Annotated in this window: 14 protein-coding genes; 6 read left to right on the plus strand and 8 right to left on the minus strand. The window is 63.1% G+C overall.

Annotated elements, in window-relative coordinates; genetic code table 11:
* Positions 1-43 precede the first annotated feature (43 nt).
* The 8 genes from ACQ5BM_RS17940 to ACQ5BM_RS17975 form a co-directional block, all read right to left on the minus strand.
* Entirely contained in the window at positions 44-1,285 is a 1,242-nt protein-coding gene (locus ACQ5BM_RS17940) for a Gfo/Idh/MocA family protein (RefSeq protein ID WP_429813888.1), read from the minus strand.
* Positions 1,286-1,370: 85 nt separating this feature from the next.
* A complete protein-coding gene (locus ACQ5BM_RS17945) occupies positions 1,371-2,387 on the minus strand; it encodes a LacI family DNA-binding transcriptional regulator (RefSeq protein ID WP_429813891.1) in 1,017 nt (338 codons plus the stop codon).
* Positions 2,384-3,340, minus strand: coding sequence for an ABC transporter permease (locus ACQ5BM_RS17950; RefSeq protein WP_429813893.1), 957 nt, complete (start codon positions 3,338-3,340; stop codon positions 2,384-2,386). The genes ACQ5BM_RS17945 and ACQ5BM_RS17950 overlap by 4 nt, the downstream gene beginning before the upstream one ends.
* The gene (locus ACQ5BM_RS17955) at positions 3,337-4,329 is read right to left on the minus strand and encodes an ABC transporter permease (protein WP_429813896.1); all 993 of its coding nucleotides are present in this window, start codon (positions 4,327-4,329) and stop codon (positions 3,337-3,339) included. The genes ACQ5BM_RS17950 and ACQ5BM_RS17955 overlap by 4 nt, the downstream gene beginning before the upstream one ends.
* The gene (locus ACQ5BM_RS17960) at positions 4,329-5,834 is read right to left on the minus strand and encodes a sugar ABC transporter ATP-binding protein (RefSeq protein ID WP_429813899.1); all 1,506 of its coding nucleotides are present in this window, start codon (positions 5,832-5,834) and stop codon (positions 4,329-4,331) included. Before ACQ5BM_RS17960 ends, ACQ5BM_RS17955 begins: the two co-directional genes overlap by 1 nt.
* A gap of 163 nt (positions 5,835-5,997) precedes the next feature.
* Positions 5,998-7,023 (minus strand): ABC transporter substrate-binding protein, encoded by a 1,026-nt coding sequence (locus ACQ5BM_RS17965; RefSeq protein WP_429813902.1) that lies wholly within the window; start codon positions 7,021-7,023, stop codon positions 5,998-6,000.
* A gap of 363 nt (positions 7,024-7,386) precedes the next feature.
* Entirely contained in the window at positions 7,387-9,288 is a 1,902-nt protein-coding gene (locus ACQ5BM_RS17970) for a methyl-accepting chemotaxis protein (RefSeq protein WP_429813904.1), read from the minus strand.
* Positions 9,289-9,578: 290 nt separating this feature from the next.
* Complete coding sequence (locus tag ACQ5BM_RS17975; RefSeq protein WP_429813906.1) at positions 9,579-13,199, minus strand: hydantoinase B/oxoprolinase family protein; 3,621 nt, start codon at positions 13,197-13,199, stop codon at positions 9,579-9,581.
* A gap of 127 nt (positions 13,200-13,326) precedes the next feature.
* Here ACQ5BM_RS17975 and ACQ5BM_RS17980 point away from each other — a divergent pair, with 127 nt between their 5' ends.
* The 6 genes from ACQ5BM_RS17980 to ACQ5BM_RS18005 all read left to right on the plus strand — a co-directional run bounded on the left by ACQ5BM_RS17980 (position 13,327) and on the right by ACQ5BM_RS18005 (position 20,918).
* Complete coding sequence (locus ACQ5BM_RS17980; protein WP_173519665.1) at positions 13,327-13,911, plus strand: winged helix DNA-binding protein; 585 nt, start codon at positions 13,327-13,329, stop codon at positions 13,909-13,911.
* Between the two features lie 13 nt (positions 13,912-13,924).
* Positions 13,925-15,757: a dipeptide ABC transporter ATP-binding protein gene (locus tag ACQ5BM_RS17985; protein WP_429813909.1), complete on the plus strand. Its 1,833-nt coding sequence runs from the start codon at positions 13,925-13,927 to the stop codon at positions 15,755-15,757.
* A 90-nt stretch (positions 15,758-15,847) separates the two neighbouring features.
* Positions 15,848-17,335 carry an ABC transporter substrate-binding protein gene (locus ACQ5BM_RS17990; protein ID WP_429814456.1) on the plus strand — a complete coding sequence of 496 codons (1,488 nt, stop codon included), beginning with the start codon at positions 15,848-15,850 and terminating at the stop codon, positions 17,333-17,335.
* Positions 17,336-17,399: 64 nt separating this feature from the next.
* On the plus strand, positions 17,400-18,323 hold the full coding sequence (locus tag ACQ5BM_RS17995) for an ABC transporter permease (protein ID WP_173519662.1): 924 nt from the start codon (positions 17,400-17,402) through the stop codon (positions 18,321-18,323).
* 4 nt (positions 18,324-18,327) lie between these two features.
* Entirely contained in the window at positions 18,328-19,182 is an 855-nt protein-coding gene (locus tag ACQ5BM_RS18000) for an ABC transporter permease (protein WP_429813913.1), read from the plus strand.
* A complete protein-coding gene (locus ACQ5BM_RS18005) occupies positions 19,179-20,918 on the plus strand; it encodes a M14 family metallopeptidase (protein ID WP_429813915.1) in 1,740 nt (579 codons plus the stop codon). Before ACQ5BM_RS18000 ends, ACQ5BM_RS18005 begins: the two co-directional genes overlap by 4 nt.
* The last annotated feature ends 183 nt before the right edge of the window (positions 20,919-21,101 follow it).

The following is a 21,101-nucleotide window of genomic DNA, read 5'->3' on the forward strand; positions in this document are numbered from 1 at the left end:
GGACCTCGCCGTTTGATAGCGCATGAGGCCGGAAATGCAGCCATCAGAGCCTTCGGCGCGCGACGACCGGCACGTAATGTTCGAGTTCCGGCGCCGGGAAGTTGAGCGTCGCGTTGATCTCCGCCGAGCGGTAGAGGCCCATGAGCATCTCGACGACGGCTAGTCCGTCCTCGAAGGTTTCGAGCGGCTTCTCGCCCTTGCGAAAGCACTCGACCATGTGGCGGTTCTCATCCGTATAGCCGTAGACGCCGGCTTCGTCCTCAAGCACCGGCATCAGCCCCTGTTCGGCATTCTGCTTCTCGACGAGATCCTCGCCTTCGGAACCCTTGACCTCGCGCGACATGAAGATCTTGAGGCCAGTGCTCAGCGAGTTGTATTCCAGCGCATATTCCGGCCCGAGCAGTTCCAGTTGGATGCGCAGCCCGGCGCCGACATAGGCCCAGGAGGTGGTGGCCTCGATCATCAGCTCGTTGCCATCCTGGTCTTCGAGCGTCACCGTGGCACGGGCGAAATCCTCCGACGGCCGGTTGCGGTAGTCGACCTCGCTGCCGAAGCGCTTACGCAGTTGCTCGGCGTAGTTCGGGCGCGTCCATTTCAGGTTGGCGACCGTGCCGTTCACCGCCTTGATCTTCAGCGAATTGCGCGGCGCTCCGGGCGCCGTCAGCAGGTAGCGCGCCACTTCGACGCTGTGGCACATCATGTCCGAGAGCACGCCACCGCCCTGCTTGTCGCCCTGCCAGAACCAGGGCTCGTGCGGACCGGAATGTTCCTCAGCCGCCCGCGCCAGATAGGGCCGACCGGTGGTGGAAGCGGCACGCCGCCAGATGATCTCCTTGCCGCGCAGCACCGGCGTGCAAAAGACCTGGTTTTCGAGATAGCCATGGTTGAGGCCGGCATCCTCGGCAAGCGACAGCATCTCGCGCGCTTCGGCAACGGTGCGGGCCAGCGGCTTTTCGCAGGCAACGGCGAAGACCTTGCTGCGGCCCTCCTTGATTGCCTTGTGCAAAGAACGCATCACATCGAGGCGGGTATAGTTGGGCGAAAGGATCCAGATCGCGTCGACGTCATCCGTCAGAAGCGCCTCCAGGCTTTCATGGGTGCGGCAGGTGCCGAGACCGAGCGCGGCGACCTCCTTCGCAAACTTCTCCCGGTTTTCCGGCTTGCGGCTGAAGACGCCGGTCACCTCGACGTTGCGCACGCCGATCATCGATTTCAGATGGAAATGGGCGATGAAACCCGATCCGACGAAACCCACGCGCAGCGTCTGCTTCGGTAGCTGTGTCATTCTCTTCTCCCGGGCTGTTTCAACGCAATTCCAGGAAAAGTGTGAACGGGCTCCCTCCGGAATTGCGTCATTTCAAAGAGTCAGATCATTTCCGCGGCGGCGCAGTGCTGCCACGAACATTGAGAGCGGTCGGCAGGACGATTGCCGGCGCGGCGACATCGTCGCCGGACATAATGTTGAGAAGCAGCGACATGGCGGTGCGGCCGATATCCGCGCGCGGCTGGCTGACCGTCGTCAGCGGCGGATAAAAGGCCTTGCTCAAGTAGAGGTCGTCGAAGCCGACGACGGACACATCGCCGGGCACGTCGCAGCCGAGACGTCGCAGCGCATGAATGGCGCCATAGGCCATCTCGTCGTTGGCGACAAAGATCGCCGTCGGCGGTTCCGGCAGATTGAGGAGCTCGGCCGCGCGCGCCTCGCCACTCTCCAGCAGGTAATCGCCACGGACCTCATAGCCAACAGGGATCGGCAGACCGGCCGCCTGCATCGCCGCCCGGTAGCCATCGCGACGATGGGTCGCCATCACCTCCGGCAATGGCCCTGCAATGTGGGCGATGCGGCGGTGACCGAGCCCGATCAAATGCTCCACGGCGCTACGCGCCGCCGCGGCGTTGTCGATCTGCACATGCGGAAAACCTGAGGTTTCGATCAGTTCCAGTGCGACCACGACTGGCAGATGTGAAAGACCGGCACTTTCGCCCGGTCGCGGCGCCGGCAGCTTGCCGGTCATCAAGATCATGCCGTCGGCATGGCCGTCGCGCAGCATGTTGAAATATTCAACCTCGCGATCCGGGTCGTTCTCGGTGTTGCCCATGAGAACAGCGTAGCCCGCCTCGCGCGCCGTCGCCTCAACGCCCTTGAGGATCTCGAGATAGAAAGGGTTGCCGACGTCGCGGACGACGAGCAGCACCGACATCGACCGGCGGGTTCGCAAATTGCGGGCACTGACATTCGGCCGATAGTTGAGCTCGCGGGCAAGTTCGTGGATGCGTTTGCGCGTCTCGTCGGTCACCAGCGAAGAGCCGCTGAGCGCGCGCGAAACGGTGGCGACCGAGACGCCGGCGCGCTCTGCGATATCCTTGATCTTCGGTCGCTCGCTCATGCCCGCATCGCCCGCCCGCGGCCGTAGAACAGCATGAGAAGCAACAGCGTCGCACCGAACACCATCTGGCGGCCGGATTCGTCGATGTTGACCGTGGTCAGGATGCCCTGGAGGATGACGAGCAGCAACGCGCCCGCCATGGTGCCGGTGTAACCACCCTTGCCGCCGGCAAGCGAGGTGCCGCCGAAGACCACCGCTATGATCGAGGAAAGCATATATTGCTCGCCAACATTGGCGAAAGACGAGCCGGAATAACCGAGCAAGCAGAGCCCGGCGATCGCGGCAAACATGCCCGAGATCATGAAGAGGCCGATGCGCATGAGGCGGACCGGAACGCCGGCCATGTAGGCGGCATGTTCATTCGAGCCGATCGCATAGATGCGGTGGCCGAATACGGTCCGGTTCAGCATGAGGGCCATGAACAGGCCGATCGCGATCCAGAGCCAGATGATGCCGGGAGTGCCAAGCATAAGCGGCTGGGTGACGAAGGCGGAGAGGCCGGGTGCCGCCCGACCCGAAGGAATGCCCTGGCGGATGACGACGAGCAGGCCCTGTAAAACGCCGAGCATGCCGAGCGTCATCACCAGCGGCGGGATGCGCAGAAGCGTGACGCCGAGGCCATTCAGCAAGCCGAAAAAAGCACCCGCCGCAAGGCAGGCAAGCACTGCCGGCAGGATCCCGCCGTCGGCGCCATTCATGACGTTGCCGGCGATGATGGCGGAGAGCGAGACGACACCGCCTACGGAGAGATCGATGCCCTCGCGGCCGCCGAGAATGACGACGTTCTGGCCGGCCGCGACGATGCCGAGCAGCGCGGCGACGATCAGCAGGCGCAGGATCTGATCGGCCGAAGCGAAACCGGGAGACAGGCTTTCGCCGAGGACAAGCAGCATGACGATGAGGATGAGCGCCACGACCAACGGCTGTTTGAAAAAGGTGGTGATCGCTGTCATGCGCGTGCCCTCCGTCCGGCGAGCACGCCCGCCATCAGCACCAGGAGGATGGCGAGGCCCTGGACGAAGTTCTGCCATTCCGACGGCGTGCCCATGAAGAAGACCAGCGAATTAACGAGGCCGATCGTCAGCGCACCCAGGATCGAGCCGACCACCGTTGTCCAGCCGCCGGCAAGCGCGCTGCCGCCAAGCACCACGGCGGCGACGCTATAGAGCGTGATCTTGCCGCCGACGAGCGGATCGCCGCTTGCGGTGTCGCCGGTCAGGCAGAAGGCTGCGAGCGCCGAGAACAGCCCGCAGAGCAGGTAACCCTTGATACGTACGGCAACGACGGGAAGTCCCGTCTGATAGGCCGCCTGCTGGTCGTCGCCGACCGCCAGGAGTTCGGTGACGATGCGCGTGCGCGATATCAGAAAGAGCAGAACGGCGAGTGCCGTGAGCGCGTAGAACACGAAGGGGACGCCGAGAAGCCGCCCGCCATAGGTGCGCCAGAAGAGCGCCGGCGCCGGCGTGCCGGCGACCGGCATCATATAGAGCGCCAGGCCGGTGAAGAAGATGCTGGTCGCAAAGGTAGCGACGATCGCCTGCAGCCGCAGCGCGGCAACGACGATCCCGTTGACCAGGCCACAGGCAAGCCCGATCAGGACACCGAGCGCCAGCGCGAGCAGCACGGCGCCGGCGCCACCACCCCAGCGCTCCATCAGCACGACGATGGCGACGTTGACCAGCGACAGCGTCGCGCCCGCGGAAAGATCGATGTCGCCGGCGGAGACGACATAGGTCTGCGCAATCGCCAGCATGACCAGCGCCAGATAGGTGCTGAGAAGACCCGTCAGCGAGCGGAAGCTCAGGCTGTTCGGCGAAAAGAAACCGTTGAGCGCCAGCAAGGCGACAATGATGACAAGCGCCGGAAGGAAGGGGTAGCGCTCCAGCCAGGAACGGAGGCCGCCTGCCCCGAAAGATCGAATGTCTGTCACGGTCGATGTCATCACGCGGCCTCGTATGCAGCCTGGTAGAGATTGTAACGGGTGCGATCGTCGCCGGTCAGTTCGCGCGTCACCGAGCCGCCATTGAAGACAAGGATACGGTTGGCATTGCCGAGCAGTTCGGCATCCTCGGACGAATAGAGCAGAATACTGAGCCCCTCGGCCGCGAGTTGCCGGATCAGAGCGAAGAGATCGGCCTTGGCCGAAAGGTCAATGCCCTTGGTCGGATCGTCGAGCAGGAGCAGGTCGGGTCGGTCGATCAGCCAGCGGGCGATGATCACCTTCTGTTGGTTGCCGCCGGAAAGCGAATTGATCGGATGGAAGAGGCTCGCAAGTTTCGTGTGCATCGCCTCCAGCGCCGGCATTGCCTTGTTCCTGAGGCGAGAAGGCCGCGCGATCATCAGCCGGTCGCGCAGATAATGGATCGGCGTGACATTCTCGATGATCGGACGGCCGCTGATCACTCCGTCACGTCCGCGGTCACCCGAGACATAGGCGCAGCCGCGCCGGATGGCATCGCGCGGGCTTTTGGCGTCATAGCGCTCGCCGCCGATCGTCACCGCGCCCGACGTCACGGGGTTGGCGCCGAAAATCGCCCGCAGCAGCGCCGATTGACCCTGACCGTGCAGGCCGCCGAGGCCGAGGATCTCGCCGCGCGCGACCTCGAAGCTGACATCGCGAAAACCCTTACCTGAGAGGTTCCGCACAGAAATTGCCGCCTTCGCCTCAGTTTCCACCACCGCAGGCGCGGAGGAGCGCGCCGCTGGCATATCGCTGGCGCCGCCGACCATCAGTCGGATGACCGTTGCCGGGTTGGTCTCGGAAAGCTTCAGTGTCTCGATGGTCTCGCCGTCGCGGATGATCGTCACGCGATCGCCGATCGCGGTGATTTCGTCCATGCGGTGCGAGATGAAAACGATGCCACGTCCTTGCGACTTCAGGCCACGCAGGATTTCGAAGAAGCGATCGACCTGGGCGCGGTCGAGCGCCGAGGTCGGTTCGTCGAAGATCAGAATCGGCGCTTCGCTCGCGAGCGCCTTCATGATTTCGACCAGTTGCCGCTGGTCGGCCCGAAGATTGCCGACGAGCGTCTGCGCATGGAAACCTTCGCCGGCCACCTCCGAAAACAGAGCGATGTAGCGCGCCGCCCGCGCCTTCAACGCCTGGCGGTCGATGAAGAGGCCGGCCTTCACCGGCAGCGCGGAAAGGCAGATGTTCTCCTCGACCGAACGATGGCTGGCCAGACTGAGCTCCTGATAGAAGATGCCGATGCCGGCAACGCGCGCGGCTTGCGGCCCGGAAATCGCCACCGGCTTGTCATTGATCAGAATCTGGCCGGCGTCAGGGCGAACGCTGCCCGCGATGATCTTGCAGAGCGTGCTCTTGCCGGAGCCGTTGGAGCCCATCAGCACATGCACTTCGCCGGCGGCGATCTCGAGGTCGCCGCGGCGTAGCGCCAGCGTTGCGCCGTAAGCCTTGCTCACGCCGTTCAATCTCAGTTTCGACATCGGCTGTCGTCCGTCGTTTGGTTGCTTGCCGCATCACCTTTCAAGCCGGCCTCGGCCCGGGCTTAGCTGCAACTGATTTCATGCCCGTCACGGCTCCGCCCTAGGCAGTCGTCGGCGACGGTCGCCGGACAACTCCAATGACGTTGCCCGGCGGAACCAAGGCTTACTTGAACAACGCCGTCGCGTCGTCGATCGAAAGCGCACTGGTGTAGGAGTAGTAACCGGGCTTGCCGTCGAGCTGCTTGGCGGCCTCCGCAAGGTTCTTGGAATCGATGAACGGGATCGGCAGATACATGGCGTTCTTGTATTGCCCCGCCGTTGCCGGTTCCTTCAACTCCTTGCCCTGCAGCATGAGCACCGCGACGTTCAGCGCGCTTGCCATGACACCCGGCGGGTTGACGGTCGCGCCGGAGTTCAGCTTGTCCTTCACCCAGAGATCGATGAAGTCCTTGCGGATTTCGCCGGTCGCGGCGATCTGGCTGGTCTTGCCGGCATCCATGATCGACTTCCATGCACCGGCCGCCATGCCGTCCTGCACGACGACGCCGTTGATGTCAGGATAGGTCGCAAGAATGTTCTGCATGGCCTGCTGGCCCTGCGCCTGATCCCAGTTCGCATTGACCTCGTTGACGATCTGGATATCCGGATAGTCCTTGAAGACGCTCTTGTAGCCGGCGACGCGCATCTCGTTTGCCGGATGGCCGGCGACGCCGTTGATCGCAACCACCTTGCCCTTGCCGCCGAGCGTTTCGGCGAGCCACTTGGCACCGGCCGCACCCCAGGCCGTCTGGTCGATGCCGACATAAGTCGCATCCGGCGAGGAAACTTCGGCGTCCGTTGCGATCACCAGAATGCCGGCTTCCTTCGCCTGGGCGAAGATCGGATCGAAGGCCGTCGGGCTGTTGGGGTTGATGATGATGGCGTTAACGCCCTCGGCGATGAAGTTGCGCACATGCGCAATCTGCCCGGGCACGTCGACATTGGCGCTCTGGACGGAGACTTCGACGTCGACGCCCTTTTCCTTCCATTTCGCCGCGGCCTCCTTGGCCTCGTCGATCATCTGCGTGCGCCATTCGCTGCCCACCCAACCGTTGGACAGGCCGATCTTGAAGGTCTCGGCGTTGGCGAAAGAAGCGGAAATAGCAATGGTTGCGACAGCGCCAAGCGCTGCGGCGATAAATTTCTTCATAAGATCCTCCCAAATCTTGCGAAATCCATGAAGCCAGAAAATGTAATCGATTTCAATGGGAGCTTTCAGCGATTTTGTGAGGTTTCCTTCCCGTCACAAGCCGTGCCCAGCATTTCAGCACGCGCCGGCGACAATCAATGGAATGCCATCGGAACAACGGCGGTGGGAGATGCAATGCTCCTTGGCTCCCCCTCTTCCCCGACAAGGTAAAGCCCGACGCGCCGATCGCTTGCAAGGAGGTCTTCGACCATTCCTCGCCGTCGTCTTCGGCTATTCACCGGAAGCCTGATCGATATCGACCTGCTGAAAACGATAACGGGCCGGCAAGGGCCGGCCCGTTCGCATTCTTACCCCGACCCTCGATCAGGCAGCACGGCTCCAGCTCTCGCGGCCCGTCTGCGCGTCGAGCTTGAACTTCGCCAGCATGGCGCGAAGCTGCCGGCTTTCCTCGGCCAGCGTACCACTGGCCGCCGTGGTTTCCTCGACCATCGCCGCATTCTGCTGGGTCATCTGATCCATGTGATTGACCGAGGTGTTGATCTCCTGGAGCGCGGTCGCCTGTTCGCGGGCGGCGGTAGCGATCGTATTGACGTGGCCGCTGACATTGTTGACCAGCGTCTCGATTTCAAGCAGCGCCTCGCCGGTGGAACGCACCAGCGCCACGCCGTTCTCGACCTCCGATGCCGAGCTGTGGATCAGCGTCTTGATCTCCTTGGCGGCGTTGGCCGAGCGCTGGGCCAGTTCCCGGACCTCCTGGGCGACGACCGCAAAGCCACGACCCGCCTCGCCGGCGCGCGCCGCCTCGACGCCGGCGTTCAGCGCCAGAAGGTTGGTCTGGAAGGCGATCTCGTCGATCACCGAGATGATCTGGTTGATGCGGTTGGAGGAATCCTCGATCCGGCCCATGGCATCGACTGCGCTGCGCACGATCGCTCCGGAACGGCCCGCACTTTCCTTGGTAGCACGCACCATCTCGTGCGCCTCGTTCGCCCGCTCGGACGCGGTCCGCACGGTCGAGGTGATCTCGTCGAGCGCCGCGGCGGTCTCTTCGAGAGCTGCCGCCTGCTGTTCCGTCCGCTTCGAGAGATCGTTGGCGGCGGAGCTTAGCTCGGCGGAATTATCGTTGATGGTGCTTGCGGCCGTGCGCACGTTCTGCATGGTCGAGCGCAAGGTCACCATGGTCTGGTTGACGTTCTTCTGCAGTTCGGCAAAGGCGCCGTGAAACTCGCCGCGCATGTTCTGCGTCAGGTCGGCGTCAGCGAGTGCGGCGATGACGCGACGGACTTCATTGACCGTCTGGTCGACGCTTGAGACCAGCTCGTTGACGCTCGCCGCAAAGCGGTTGAGGTCGTCGTTTTCATAATCCTTGGTGATGCGGCCGGTGAAATCGCCGGCAACGGCCGAGGCGACGACAACGCTGATGTTCGATTGCAGGTCGCTGCTGCGGGCATGGAGTGCGGCTTCCTGCGCCTTCATCGCGCGCATGGCGATACCGTTCTTGCGGAAGACTTCGACGGCGCGGGCCATTTCGCCGATCTCGTCCTGGCGCGAGACATCCGTGCTGTTGCCCTCGAGCTTGCCATCGGCAAGTTCGCTCATGGTCGCGGTGAGTTCGCGTACCGGCATGACGATGCCGCGGCGGGCAACGACGAGGCTGACGCCAACGCCGAAGAGAACGCAGGCCGCAGCGGCGGCAGCAAGAATGCTCATCGCCACGGACGATGAGTTGAGCGCTTCGGCGCGGGCAGCGGCCAGTTCATCGCCGGAGTAGGTGCTGTAGGACTTGACTGTCGCCGTCACAGTCTTCTGGGCTTCGAGCGCCTTGTCGAGTGCAGCCTTGACGGCCGCCTCGTCTGTGCCCTTCTCGGCGGCAACGGCAACCATCGCCCGGATCTCGTCGAAATAGCCGTTGAGGGTAATGCGGACATCATTGAGCAGCTTGTCTTCGGCGTCGTCCGCGACCGCCTCGATCTTCGTCAGACGACCGAGCATTTCCTCGGCGCGCTTCTCGGTTTCCTGGCCGAAATCGGCGGCTTTCTCGGGGGCTGCGGCGAGCTGGTAGGTCATGCGGCTAATGGCAATGATGTCGACGCGCAGGTCCATCGCCTCGCGCGCCGCCTCTTCGCGCGCGCCGACATCGATGATCGTTGCGCCGAGGGAGGAAAGTCCGCGCGCCCCGGCAAGCGCGATCAGAATAGAAGATATGCCCATGACCACGACCACAAGGCCGACCTTGGTCAATATCGAGAGGTTCTTGAAGGTCACTGCCGTGACTCCTGTGATGTCGCGATCGCGTTGTTGGGAGGACATGATCAGCCATACCGGCGGGAGGAGGACCGGCTGTTTGCTGCGCCCGAAAGGGAGGAACCGGGGCGCGCACTGACCAATGAGTACTTAGTAATTTCGAATTTAAATTAGGGTTAAGGAAGCGACCGCGGCTTTTCGCAGGTGCAGCAAAACTGGCAGTGGGCCGGAACCAAACAAAAGCGGGCGGACGATTTCTCGTCCGCCCGCAGACCGCCGCAGCAGTCTTGGGAGATCGTTATTCTCGAGACTTACGGCCGGCCGTAGCCACCGCCGGTCGGCGTCACCACGGTGAAGGCTTCGCCAGCCTTAAGAATCGTGTGGGCGCAACCGGGCAATTCCTCCATCCGGCCGTCATTGCGGCGCACGAGGTTGCGGCCAAGCTCGCCCGGGCTGCCGCCCTTGATGCCGAAGGGCGCTATACGGCGATGGCCGGAGAGGATGGCGAAATCCAGCGTCTCGCGGGCACGAATCGTGCGCTTCGTGCCATTGCCGGCATTCCATTGGCCCCGACCGCCCGAACCGACGCGGATGTGGAAGTCTTCGAGTACCACCGGGAAGCGGGTTTCGAGGATCTCCGGATCGGTGAGGCGCGAGTTGGTCATGTGGGTATGGACCGCGTCGGCGCCGCCATAGCCGGGGCCGGCGGGCGCGCCGGAGCAGATGGTCTCGTAATATTGGTAGTTCTGGTTGCCGAAGGTGAGATTGTTCATCGTACCTTGGGCGGCCGCCTGGCTCTGGACCGCACCGAACAGGCAGTTGGTCACTGCCTGGCTGACCTCGACGTTACCGGCGACGACGGCGGCCGGATAGCGCGGCGTCAGCATCGTACCCTCGGGGATGACGATGTGGATGGGACGCAGGCAGCCTGCGTTCATCGGGATATCGGCCTCGACGAGCACGCGGAAGACATAGAGCACCGCCGCGCGGGTCACCGGCGCCGGCGCGTTGAAATTGTCACCGCGCTGCTCGGACGTGCCAGTGAAATCGACCGTTGCCTCGCGCTTGTCGCGGTCGACGGTGATCCTGACCACGATGCTGCAGCCCTGGTCCATCTCGTAGGAGAACTCGCCATCCGGCAATTGGTCGAGCACACGACGGACGCTCTCGGCGGCATTGTCCTGGACGTGGCCCATATAGGCCTCGACCACGTCTTCGCCGAACTGGGCGATCATCTTCTTGAGTTCGGCGACGCCTTTCTCGTTGGCAGCCACCTGCGCCTTCAGATCGTTGACGTTCTGCAGGATGTTGCGCACCGGGTAGCGCGCGCCATTGAGGAGCGCTTCGAGCTCCTCCTCACAAAAGCGACCAGCATCGATGAGCTTGAAGTTGTCGATGTAGACGCCCTCTTCCTCAATGTTGGTGGCAAGCGGCGACATCGAGCCCGGCGATATGCCGCCGATGTCGGCATGATGGCCACGGCTTGCGACCCAGAAACGGATCTCCTTGCCGGCGTCGTCGAAGACGGGCGTGCAGACGGTGAGATCAGGCAGATGCGTGCCGCCGTTATAGGGTGCGTTGATGAGGAATACGTCGCCTGGCCGGATCACTGGGTTCTCCCGGATCGCAGTCGCGACCGAAGCATCCATGGAGCCGAGATGCACCGGCATGTGCGGCGCGTTGGCGACGAGGTTGCCCCGGTTGTCGAAGACGGCGCAGGAGAAATCGAGCCGCTCCTTGATATTCACGGAATAGGCGGTGTTCTGCAGCGTCACGCCCATCTGCTCGGCGATCGACATGAAAAGGTTGTTGAAGATCTCCAGCATGACCGGATCGGCATGGGTGCCGATCGCACTCTGCTGCTTGAGAGCCTTCACGCGGGTGAGCACGATATGGTCCTTGGCCGTCAGCTCCGCCTGCCAGCCATCCTCGACGACGATGGTCTGGTTCGGCTCGATAATGATCGCCGGACCATCGAGCCGCTGGCCGGGGGCGATCTCCGCGCGCAATAGGACCGGCGCATCATGGAACTGGCCCTGCGAATAAAAGCGGGTACGCCGCGCGATAGCCGGCGTTCCCTCGGTGACCGAGCCGGCTTCGCGTTCCATCTGGGCGGCACCGCCGCCGACCGTCTCGACTTCGACGGCATCGATGACCAGCGCCTTGTTCTCGGCGACAAAGCCGAAGCGGCGCTTGTGCAGGATCTCGAACTCGGCGCGCAGGCGGGTGATGTCATCATGATCAGGGAATGTCGCCTCGACGGCGAGCACCGTATCCGTGCCGGCATAGCGGATATGGGCGCGCAGGTGCGTACGGATCGCGTCGCGGGGAATACCTTGCGCTTCGAGTTCGCCGAGGCATTCGACTTCCAGTTCGGCACCAAGGGCGCCAAGCGCCGCCGGCGCCTTGTCATCGAGCGGGACGCCGAGCGCCTTCTGGCGCGTGGCGCGGATATCCGCAAGCCCCATGCCATAGGCCGAAAGCAGGCCTGACATCGGGTGTACGAGAATGCTCTTCATGCCGAGCTGATCGGCAACCAGGCAGGCGTGCTGCCCACCGGCGCCACCGAAGCAGCTCAGCGCATAGCGCGTCACGTCATAGCCGCGCTGTACGGAAATCTTCTTGATCGCCTCGACCATATTTGCAACCGCGATGCGGATGAAACCATCGGCGACATCCTCGGGGCTTCGACCATCGCCGATCTCGGCTGCCATCGCAGCGAAACGGTCGCGCACGGTCTCGACGTCAAGGCGTTCGTCCTGGTTCGGGCCGAAAAGCGCCGGGAAGAACTCCGGCAGCAGCTTGCCGAGCATGACATTGGCATCGGTGACCGCGAGCGGGCCGCCGTTGCGGTAGCAGGCGGGACCGGGATTGGCACCGGCTGAATCGGGACCGACGCGAAAACGCTCGCCGTCGAAATGCAGGATCGAGCCGCCGCCGGCCGCTACCGTGTGGATCAACATCATCGGCGCACGCACCCGCACACCGGCCACTTCGGTCTCAAACGCGCGTTCATATTCACCGTCGAAATGGGCAACGTCGGTCGAGGTCCCGCCCATATCGAAGCCGATGACACGATCGAAGCCTGCGGCTTCACCGGTCTTGGCAAGGCCGACCACGCCGCCGGCCGGGCCGGACAGGATCGCATCCTTGCCCTGGAACATATCGGCCGCAGTCAGGCCGCCCGACGACATCATGAACATGACGCGCGCACCGGTGCGCGCGACGTCGAGTTCGCTCGAAACCTGAGCGACGTAGCGGCGAAGGACCGGGGAGAGATAGGCGTCGATCACAGTGGTGTCGCCGCGCCCGACATACTTGATCAGCGGCGAGACTTCGTGGCTGACGGAGACCTGTTCGAAGCCAAGCTCGCGCGCAATCCGTGCGACGGTCGCCTCATGCTCGGGATATTTATAGGCATGCATGAAGACGATGGCGACGGCCTTGTAGCCCTTGCCCTTGAGGTCTTCGAGTGCCGCGCGCGCCCTTGCTTCATCAAGAGGCTGCTCGACAACGCCGTCGGCCAGAACACGTTCGTCCAGCTCGACAATGTCCTGATAGAGCGCTTCCGGCTTGACGATTTCGGTGGCGAAGATCTTCTTGCGCTCCTGATAGCCGATTTTCAGGGCATCGCGGAAACCCTTGGTGGTCACCAGCGCCAGCGGTTCACCCTTTCGCTCGAGCAGGGCGTTGGTGGCGACCGTCGTTCCCATGCGCACTTCGCCGATGAGGCCGGTCGGGATCGCAGCACCGGCCGCAAGGCCGAGATGCAGACGGATGCCCTGGACGGCGGCGTCGCGATAGGCTTCCGGATTTTCCGAAAGCACCTTGCGCGCATGCAGCATCCCTTCAGGATCGCGACCGATGACATCGGTGAAAGTGCCGCCGCGGTCGATCCAGAAGTCCCAACTGCCGGTTTCGCGTGCGCTCATTGTCCATCCCTCTCGTTCGCGAGCCGCATCATTATCGCTGCGCAAGCCCGGAAATTCATCAAAGCAGTTCGTTGACAAAATGTCGATAAAATGATGACATAAAATCGTCAAGATGAGGAAGAGCTGAATGACGAAGAAGTCGGAGGAGAGCTTCGAAGGTCGGGAATGGGCCGAAAATGCCCTGCCCGAACACCTAAAGCCGGTCGCGGCCATCGGCCCAATTGTCTCTTCCGCGCACCTTGCCGAAGGCGGCTCCCCCGGGCTCTCCGAAGTGGAGTACGGGCTGATCCTCGCATCGCATGCCTTTCACCGCTGGATGATACGCTGCATGGCAGCCGCCGGCGTACCCGGTCTTTCCGCGATTGAAATCCTGATCCTGCACACGATCCGCCATCGCGATCGCGGCAAGAAACTCGCTGACATCTGCCTGGTGCTCGATATCGAAGACACCCATGTCGCGACCTATGCCATCCGCAAGCTCGAAGCCGCCGGCCTGGTGACGACGGGCAAGGAAGGCAAGGAAAAGACCATCCGCATCACCGACAAGGGGGCAGAGGCCTGTACGCGCTACGCCCAGATCCGCGAGCGCCTGCTGGTTTCCTCTACCGCCAAAGCGCGCCCTTCCGAGGAGACGCTTTCCGAGATCGCCGCCGTCCTGCGTTTCATGTCGGGCGCCTATGAACAGTCCGCGCGCGCCGCGACCACATTGTAACGAGGAAGACCGCGTGACCGTCGATACGCCCGCGCCACTGCTTGCCGTTGAAAAGCTTTCCGTCGCCTTCAACGGCAATCCGGTCGTGGAAGACCTGAGCTTCGCCGTGACGCCGGGACGCACGCTCGCGATCGTCGGCGAGTCCGGCTCCGGCAAATCGGTGACCTCGCTCTCCATCATGCGGCTTGCCGACATGATGGGCGGCCAGTTCCCGACGGGACGCATCCTGTTTCGCGGCAAGGACGGCGAGATCGACCTGACCGCCGCGCCGCAGAAGACCATGCGCGCCATCCGCGGCAAAGAGATCGCAATGATCTTTCAGGAGCCGATGACGTCGCTGAACCCGGTCTTCACCATCGGCGACCAGGTCGCCGAAGTGCTGATGCTGCACGAGAAGATGACGAAGGCAGAAGCACTCGCCGAGACGCGCCGTCTGCTCGACATGGTGCGGCTTCCCGATTCCGCCGAGCTGATCGGCCGCTATCCGCACCAGCTTTCCGGTGGCATGCGCCAGCGCGTTATGATCGCCATGGCGCTCGCCTGCCGGCCGAAGCTGCTGATCGCTGACGAGCCGACCACGGCACTCGACGTTACCATCCAGGCGCAAATCCTGACGATCATCCGAGACCTGCAGAAGGAACTCGGCATGGCGGTGATCTTCATCACCCACGACATGGGCGTGGTCGCCGAGATGGCCGACGACGTCGTTGTCATGTGGAAGGGCCGCAAGGTCGAGGAAGGTCCCATCGGGGAGATCTTCGCCGCGCCCAAGCACCCCTATACCCAGACGCTGCTTTCCGCCGTGCCGAAACTCGGCAGCATGGCGGGCGAGGAATTCCCGAAGCGCCTGCCGTTGACCGTCATGGTGGACGGCGAGCCGAAGCGCGTCGGCGACGTCCATATCCAGCGCACCGCCCGCTACGAAACCGCACCGATCCTCTCGGTGCGCGATCTCGTGACCCGCTTCGACGTGCGCAAGAACCTCTTCGGCAAGGCGACGCACCGCGTGCATGCCATCGAAAACGTCAGCTTCGAAATCTTCCCGGGCGAGACCCTGGCGCTCGTCGGTGAATCCGGCTCGGGGAAATCGACGATCGGCCGCACGATCCAGCAGCTCCAGGCCGCGACATCGGGCGAGATCCTCTTCGGCGGCCGCCCGGTCTCGGCCATGAGCTATGCTGAGCGGCAGCGGCTGAAGCAGGAAATCCAGTACATCTTCCAGGATCCCTTCGCCTCGCTCGATCCGCGCAAGACCGTGGGCTTCTCGATCGCCGAGCCGATCCGTACCCATGGCCTGATCCTTGGCGAGAAGGACATCGAAAAGCGCGTTCACGAACTCTTGGAGCGCGTCGGCCTGACGGTGGCGCACGCCAAGCGCTATCCGCACGAATTTTCCGGCGGCCAGCGTCAGCGCGTGTGCATCGCCCGCGCGCTTGCCTCTCGCCCCAAGCTGATCATCGCCGACGAGGCGCTTTCGGCGCTTGATGTCTCCATCCAGGCGCAGATCATCAACCTGTTCATGGAACTGCAGGAACAGGAAGGCCTCGCCTATCTCTTCATCAGCCATGACATGGCGGTGGTCGAACGCATGAGCCACCGCGTCGCCGTGCTCTATCTCGGCCAAGTGATGGAGTTCGGCAGCCGCAGCCAAGTGTTTGAAACGCCATCCCATCCCTATACGCGCCGGCTGCTTTCGGCCGTCCCCGTCGCCGAGCCCGGCAAGGGCCGCGAGCGCGCGATTCTGGAGGGCGAAATCCCGAGCCCTATCCGCCGTGTCGGCAACGAACCCGTGGTCCTGCCGCGCAAAGAAATCGCCCCTGGCCACTTCGTGGCCATGGACGCGTAAGCCGCTTTCTTTCCTAGAGAAGGCTGTCGAAACAGGAGTGAGTAAATGATCAACAAAAAGGGGATCCACGCCGCTTTCATCGCGCTTGCGATGACCGGCAGTTTCATGACCGCAGCCCCAGCCTCTGCCGCTGGCACGCTGACGGTATCGTCGCCGCAGGATCCGGGAAGCTGGGACCCGGTCGACACCTTCCTCGTCAACTGGGCATCCGTTGCCACCAACATCTACGATGGCCTCACCTATCGCGGTCCGGATCTCAAGCTCGTGCCCGGCCTTGCCACGTCGTGGGAAGAGCTCGACGGCGGCAAGCGCCTGCGCTTCAAGCTGCGCGAAGGCGTCAAGTTCCACAATGGTGAGCCCTTCAACGCTGAAGCGGTGAAATTCACCTTTGACCGCCTGCTCGGCGAGGAAGGCTCGAAGGGCCCGCAGAAGTCCAACTATGCCGTGATCGAGAAGGTCGAGATCGTCGACGAGAAGACCGTGGATCTTGTTCTCAAGACTCCAGACCCGGTGCTGCTCACCAAGCTTGCCGGCTATGGCGCGATGATCGTGCCGCCGAACTACATAAAGGAAAAGGGCGAGGACTATTTCAACGCCCATCCGGTCGGTACCGGCCCGTTCAAGTTCGTCTCCTATGAGCCGAAGGTCGGGATCAAGCTCGAAGCCTTTGCCGACCATTGGGGCGGCGCGCCGAAGCTCTCGAACCTCAACTACCGCTTCATCTCGGAGCCGGCGACCGCCGTCGCCGAACTGCAGGCCGGCCGCGTCGATCTCGTCATCCCGCCGACCATTCCGATCGGTATGATCCCGACCATCCAGGACGACAGCAACCTCGAAATCGTCACCAGTCCGGGACCGACGGTCTACGCGCTGCGCTTCAACACGCGCGACGGCATCACCAAGGATCCGAAGGTCCGAAAGGCGCTGATCCTCGGCGTCGACCGCGACACGATCATCCAGTCGATCCTCGGCGGCCAGGCGGACCCAATCGCCAGCTTCCAGGGTAAGCTCTCCTTCGGCTTCGACCAGGCTATGAAGCCGCTGCCTTATGATCCGGAACAGGCCAAGGCGCTGCTGAAGGAAGCCGGCGTAGCACCCGGTGCCCCGGTGCAGATCGACGTTCGCGGTAACGACGCGACCTTCAACGAAGTGGTGCAGGCAATCGCGAGCTACCTGCAGCTCATCGGCATCAACGCGACGATCAAGCCTTACGAAACCAACGTTCTCCTGAACGACATCATCCCGGCCGGCAAGACCGGCGCGATGTTCCAGCAGTCCTGGGGCGGCTGGACGCTCGACTACGACAACACCGCCTATTCGATGTACCACTCCGGCGAAAAGTGGAACCCCTACGACAAGGACGCGGATCTCGACAAGCTGCTCGAATCCCAGCGTTCGATCACCGATCGTGCCAAGCGCGAGGAGATCCTCAAGCAGATTGCCAATTACGCCGCCGACCGCGCGCTCGAAATGCCGCTCTATAACCTCAACGCCATCTTCGGCGTGAGCAAGCGGGTCAAGAACTTCGCGCCAGTACCGGACAGCCGCCTGCGGCTGACGGACGTGACGGTCGAGTAAACAATCCGGTCCGCCGCTTTACCCCGTGAGGCGGCGGACCACTTTTCAAAAAAGGGCGGGTCACTTGGCCGGATTTCTGATCAAACGTTTTCTGCAGGCGGTCTTCGTCGTGTTCGTCGTGACGCTGACCGTCTCCTATGCCATTCGGTTCACCGGTGACCCCGCACTGATGCTGGCGCAGGGCGCCGGCAGCGTCACCGAGGAAGACCTCGTGCGCATCCGCGAAGGGCTCGGCCTCAACCAGCCGTTCCTGGCGCAGTATTTTGATTTCATCAAAGGCCTGTTCACGCTCGATTTCGGCCGCTCTTTCCTCGGCGGCACGCCCGTTTCGCAACTGATCGCCTCGGCCTTGCCAGCGACCATGCTGCTTGCCTTTGCCTCGCTGATCGTCTCGATCGCCATCTCCATTCCGCTCGGCATCCGTGCCGCCGTCGCCCGCGGCAAATGGGCCGACCAGACGATCCGTATCCTGTCGCTGATCGGGCTTTCCTTCCCGAACTTCTGGCTGGCGATCATGCTGGTGCTGCTCTTCTCGATCGTGCTCAAATGGCTACCGCCGAGCGGCATGGACGGCTTCGCGAGCTTCATCATGCCGGCGCTGACCATGGGCATCATCCTGACGGCGACGAACGTGCGACTGGTGCGCACCGCCATGCTGGAAACGCTGCAGTCGCAATACATCATGGTCGCCCGCGCCAAGGGCCTCAGTGAGAGCAAGGTGCTCTACAAACATGCATTGCGTAACTGCGCGATCCCGCTGATCACCTATTTCGGCCTGCAATTCGGCGGCCTGCTTGGCGGCATCGTCGTCGTTGAGCTCGTCTTCAACTGGCCGGGCATGGGCACGCTCGCCTTCGACGCGGTCGCTTCGCGCGACTACCCCGTGCTTCAAGCCGTCATTACCGTGCTTTCGCTGATGATCGTGTTCGTCAACCTCTTGGTCGACATCGCCTACGGCCTCGTCGATCCACGCATCCGGACGGAGTGAGCCGATGACCACCAAGGCCGCCAGCGCCCGTTTCGCCCGTTTCCGCAACCTCGAATTCATCCTCGGCGCTTTCCTGACCGGCAGCATCTGCCTCGCCGTCATCTTCTCCGGCGTGCTTTTTCCGGGAGGTGTCGACAAGATCGACCTGATGGCGCGCCTCACCCCGCCCTTCGTCAACTGGGCGCATCCGCTCGGCACCGACCCGCTGGGGCGTGACGTGCTCGCCCGCGTGGTCGCCGGCGGCAAGATCTCGCTGCTCGTCGGTCTGACCTCGGTTGCCGGCGCCGTCGTCGTCGGCGTGATCATGGGGCTCGTCTCCGGCTACTATCGTGGCTTCTGGGACATGCTCGTCATGCGTTTCGCCGACGTGCAGCTCGCGCTGCCGTTCATCCTGCTTGCGATCACCTTCATCGCCATCGTCGGCGGCGGGCTTACCAATACCATCATCCTCCTGATCGTATCGCAGTGGGTGCAATATGCCCGGCTCGTTCGCGGATCGGTGCTGTCGCTGCGCGAGCGCGAGTTCATCCAGTCGGCTCGGGCCATCGGCGTGCGCGACTACAAGATTCTCTTCCAGCATCTGCTGCCCAATCTGATCGGGCCGGTCATCGTGTTGATGACGCTCAACGTCGCCAACAACATCCTGCTCGAAAGCAGCCTTACATTCCTCGGCCTCGGCGTCGACCCGCTGATCCCGAGCTGGGGCGGCATGCTTGCCGACGGCCGCACCTATCTGCAGAACGCCTGGTGGGTCAGCGTCTTCCCGGGCCTTGCGATCCTGCTCACCGTTCTCGGCCTCAATCTTCTCGGCGACTGGCTGCGCGACAGTCTCGACCCAACCGGCAGAACTTCACGATGACGACGATTTTCGAAGGCGCCTTCGAGCGCACGCTCGACACCCTTCTTACCACCTACGGCAAGGAAGCCGCCCGCGGCACCAAGCTCGAAGCCTGGCTTTTCGACGATGCCGCCAGCCGCAAGGCAGCCGAACAGAAGCTCGCGAGCTTCGGCGTCAAGGCAAAGCTCCGCAGCGCCTACAAGCCGCTGCTGCATTTCTTCCTCGAGGAAGTCGACCGCACGACGCTCGCCCGTGTCGTCGTCAGCTATCCCCAACATGAAGGCGCGCTGCAGAACCGATTCCTGCTGGAAGCTTATCCGCTCGCGGCACTCGTTGGCGACGCGGAGATCCGCTTCGAGGCCGGTAGCAAGGCCGCCTTTACCTATGACGTCGCGCTGACCTTCCGCGATGGGCGTCAGGAAAACCATACAGTCTTTGCGCCCAACCGCATTCACTCCGATTTCGTCGGCGAAACGCTATTGTCGCCGACAGGTTGGGTCCGGCTCGACGAGGGCTGCGACAAATGCCGCGAATGCCCTCTCGAGACCGACTATGAGCGTCTCTTTTCCGGAACCATGCGGGCGATCGCCGATCATGCCTGGGGCGAAAGCGAGCCCTATTTCGAAGAGCTCAACATCCGCGTGACCCTGCCAATCACCGACTTCCGCCTGCCCGTCGGCGAAGAGGTGGTGAGCCTTCGCGAGGCCCTGCACGAGGATTTCTACTTCTCGCTGCTCGAAGTCTTCCAAAAGAAGTCCGGCCGGCCGCTCGGCGACCGCGGGCTGAAACCTGGGCAGATCATTCCGGAGATCGTCTTCGGTGTCGGCAGGCCCACCGTCATCGTCAAAGCACGGCCCCTGCAGGTAGGTGATGCCGAGGGCGAAGCCCAGCCGATCGAAACCGCTGAAATGCCGCTCACGGTCGCCCAGATCCATGCCGAGTTGGCCGCGATCGCCGGGCAGCCGTTCGAAGCGCAATCGCGTGCCGGCCGGTCCGTCAAGGCCCGCTATCACAAGGGAAGTGATGCTGCTGTGATGATCAGCGGCGGTCAGCATCCAAACGAGACGACCGGCATCGTCGGCGCACTTCGCGCCGCTCAAGTGCTCGCCGCCCGACCGGGCACGCATTTCACCATCTCGCCGCTCGAAAACCCCGACGGCTACGCCGTGCACCAGCGGCTGCGCGCGGACAACCCGCTGCACATGCACCATGCCGCCCGCTATACGGCGCTCGGCGACGACCTCGAATATCGCACCGGCACCGCGCTCAACGAGCGCGAAATCCGTAAAGAGGCCGAGCGCCTTACCGGTGCGCAGCTCCACGTCAATCTTCACGGCTATCCGTCGCATGAGTGGACCCGGCCGCTGTCGGGTTACGTGCCCCGCGGCTTTGCCATGTGGACCCTGCCCAAGGGCTTCTTCCTGATCATGCGGCACCATGGCGAATGGGCGGCACGTGCCGAGCAGTTGATCGCGGAAGTCACCGTGAGGCTCGCCGCCGTCCCGGGCCTGCTCGCCTATAACGACGCCCAGATCGCGCTTTACGAGACCCATGCCGGCGAAACCGGCTTCCGCATCATCAATGGCTTCCCCTGCATGATCTCTGTCGACGAGCGCCATACGGCGCCGCTGACGCTGATCACCGAATATCCGGATGAAACCATCTACGGCGATGCCTTCATCGCCGGCCACGACGCCCAGAAGGAAACGGTTCTCGCGGCCTACGAGGCGTTCCAGCGGATAATGGCCGTCGCCTAAACCCCACGGAGCGACGGTATCCAATGCCGCCGCGCCACAGCGGCCCTTGAATTGTCGCTGCCAGCGGCAAGCCGCCGCTGGCGACCTTAGCGATCCGACACGACCGCGACCGGATACGGTAAAGCCGGGCGTGGCTGCATTGCCGTGCCATTGCGTGTCCCGCTAGAACCGGCACACGCTGCG

Source organism: Ensifer sp. B1-9, assembly GCF_050474445.1.
Taxonomy (GTDB): domain Bacteria; phylum Pseudomonadota; class Alphaproteobacteria; order Rhizobiales; family Rhizobiaceae; genus Ensifer.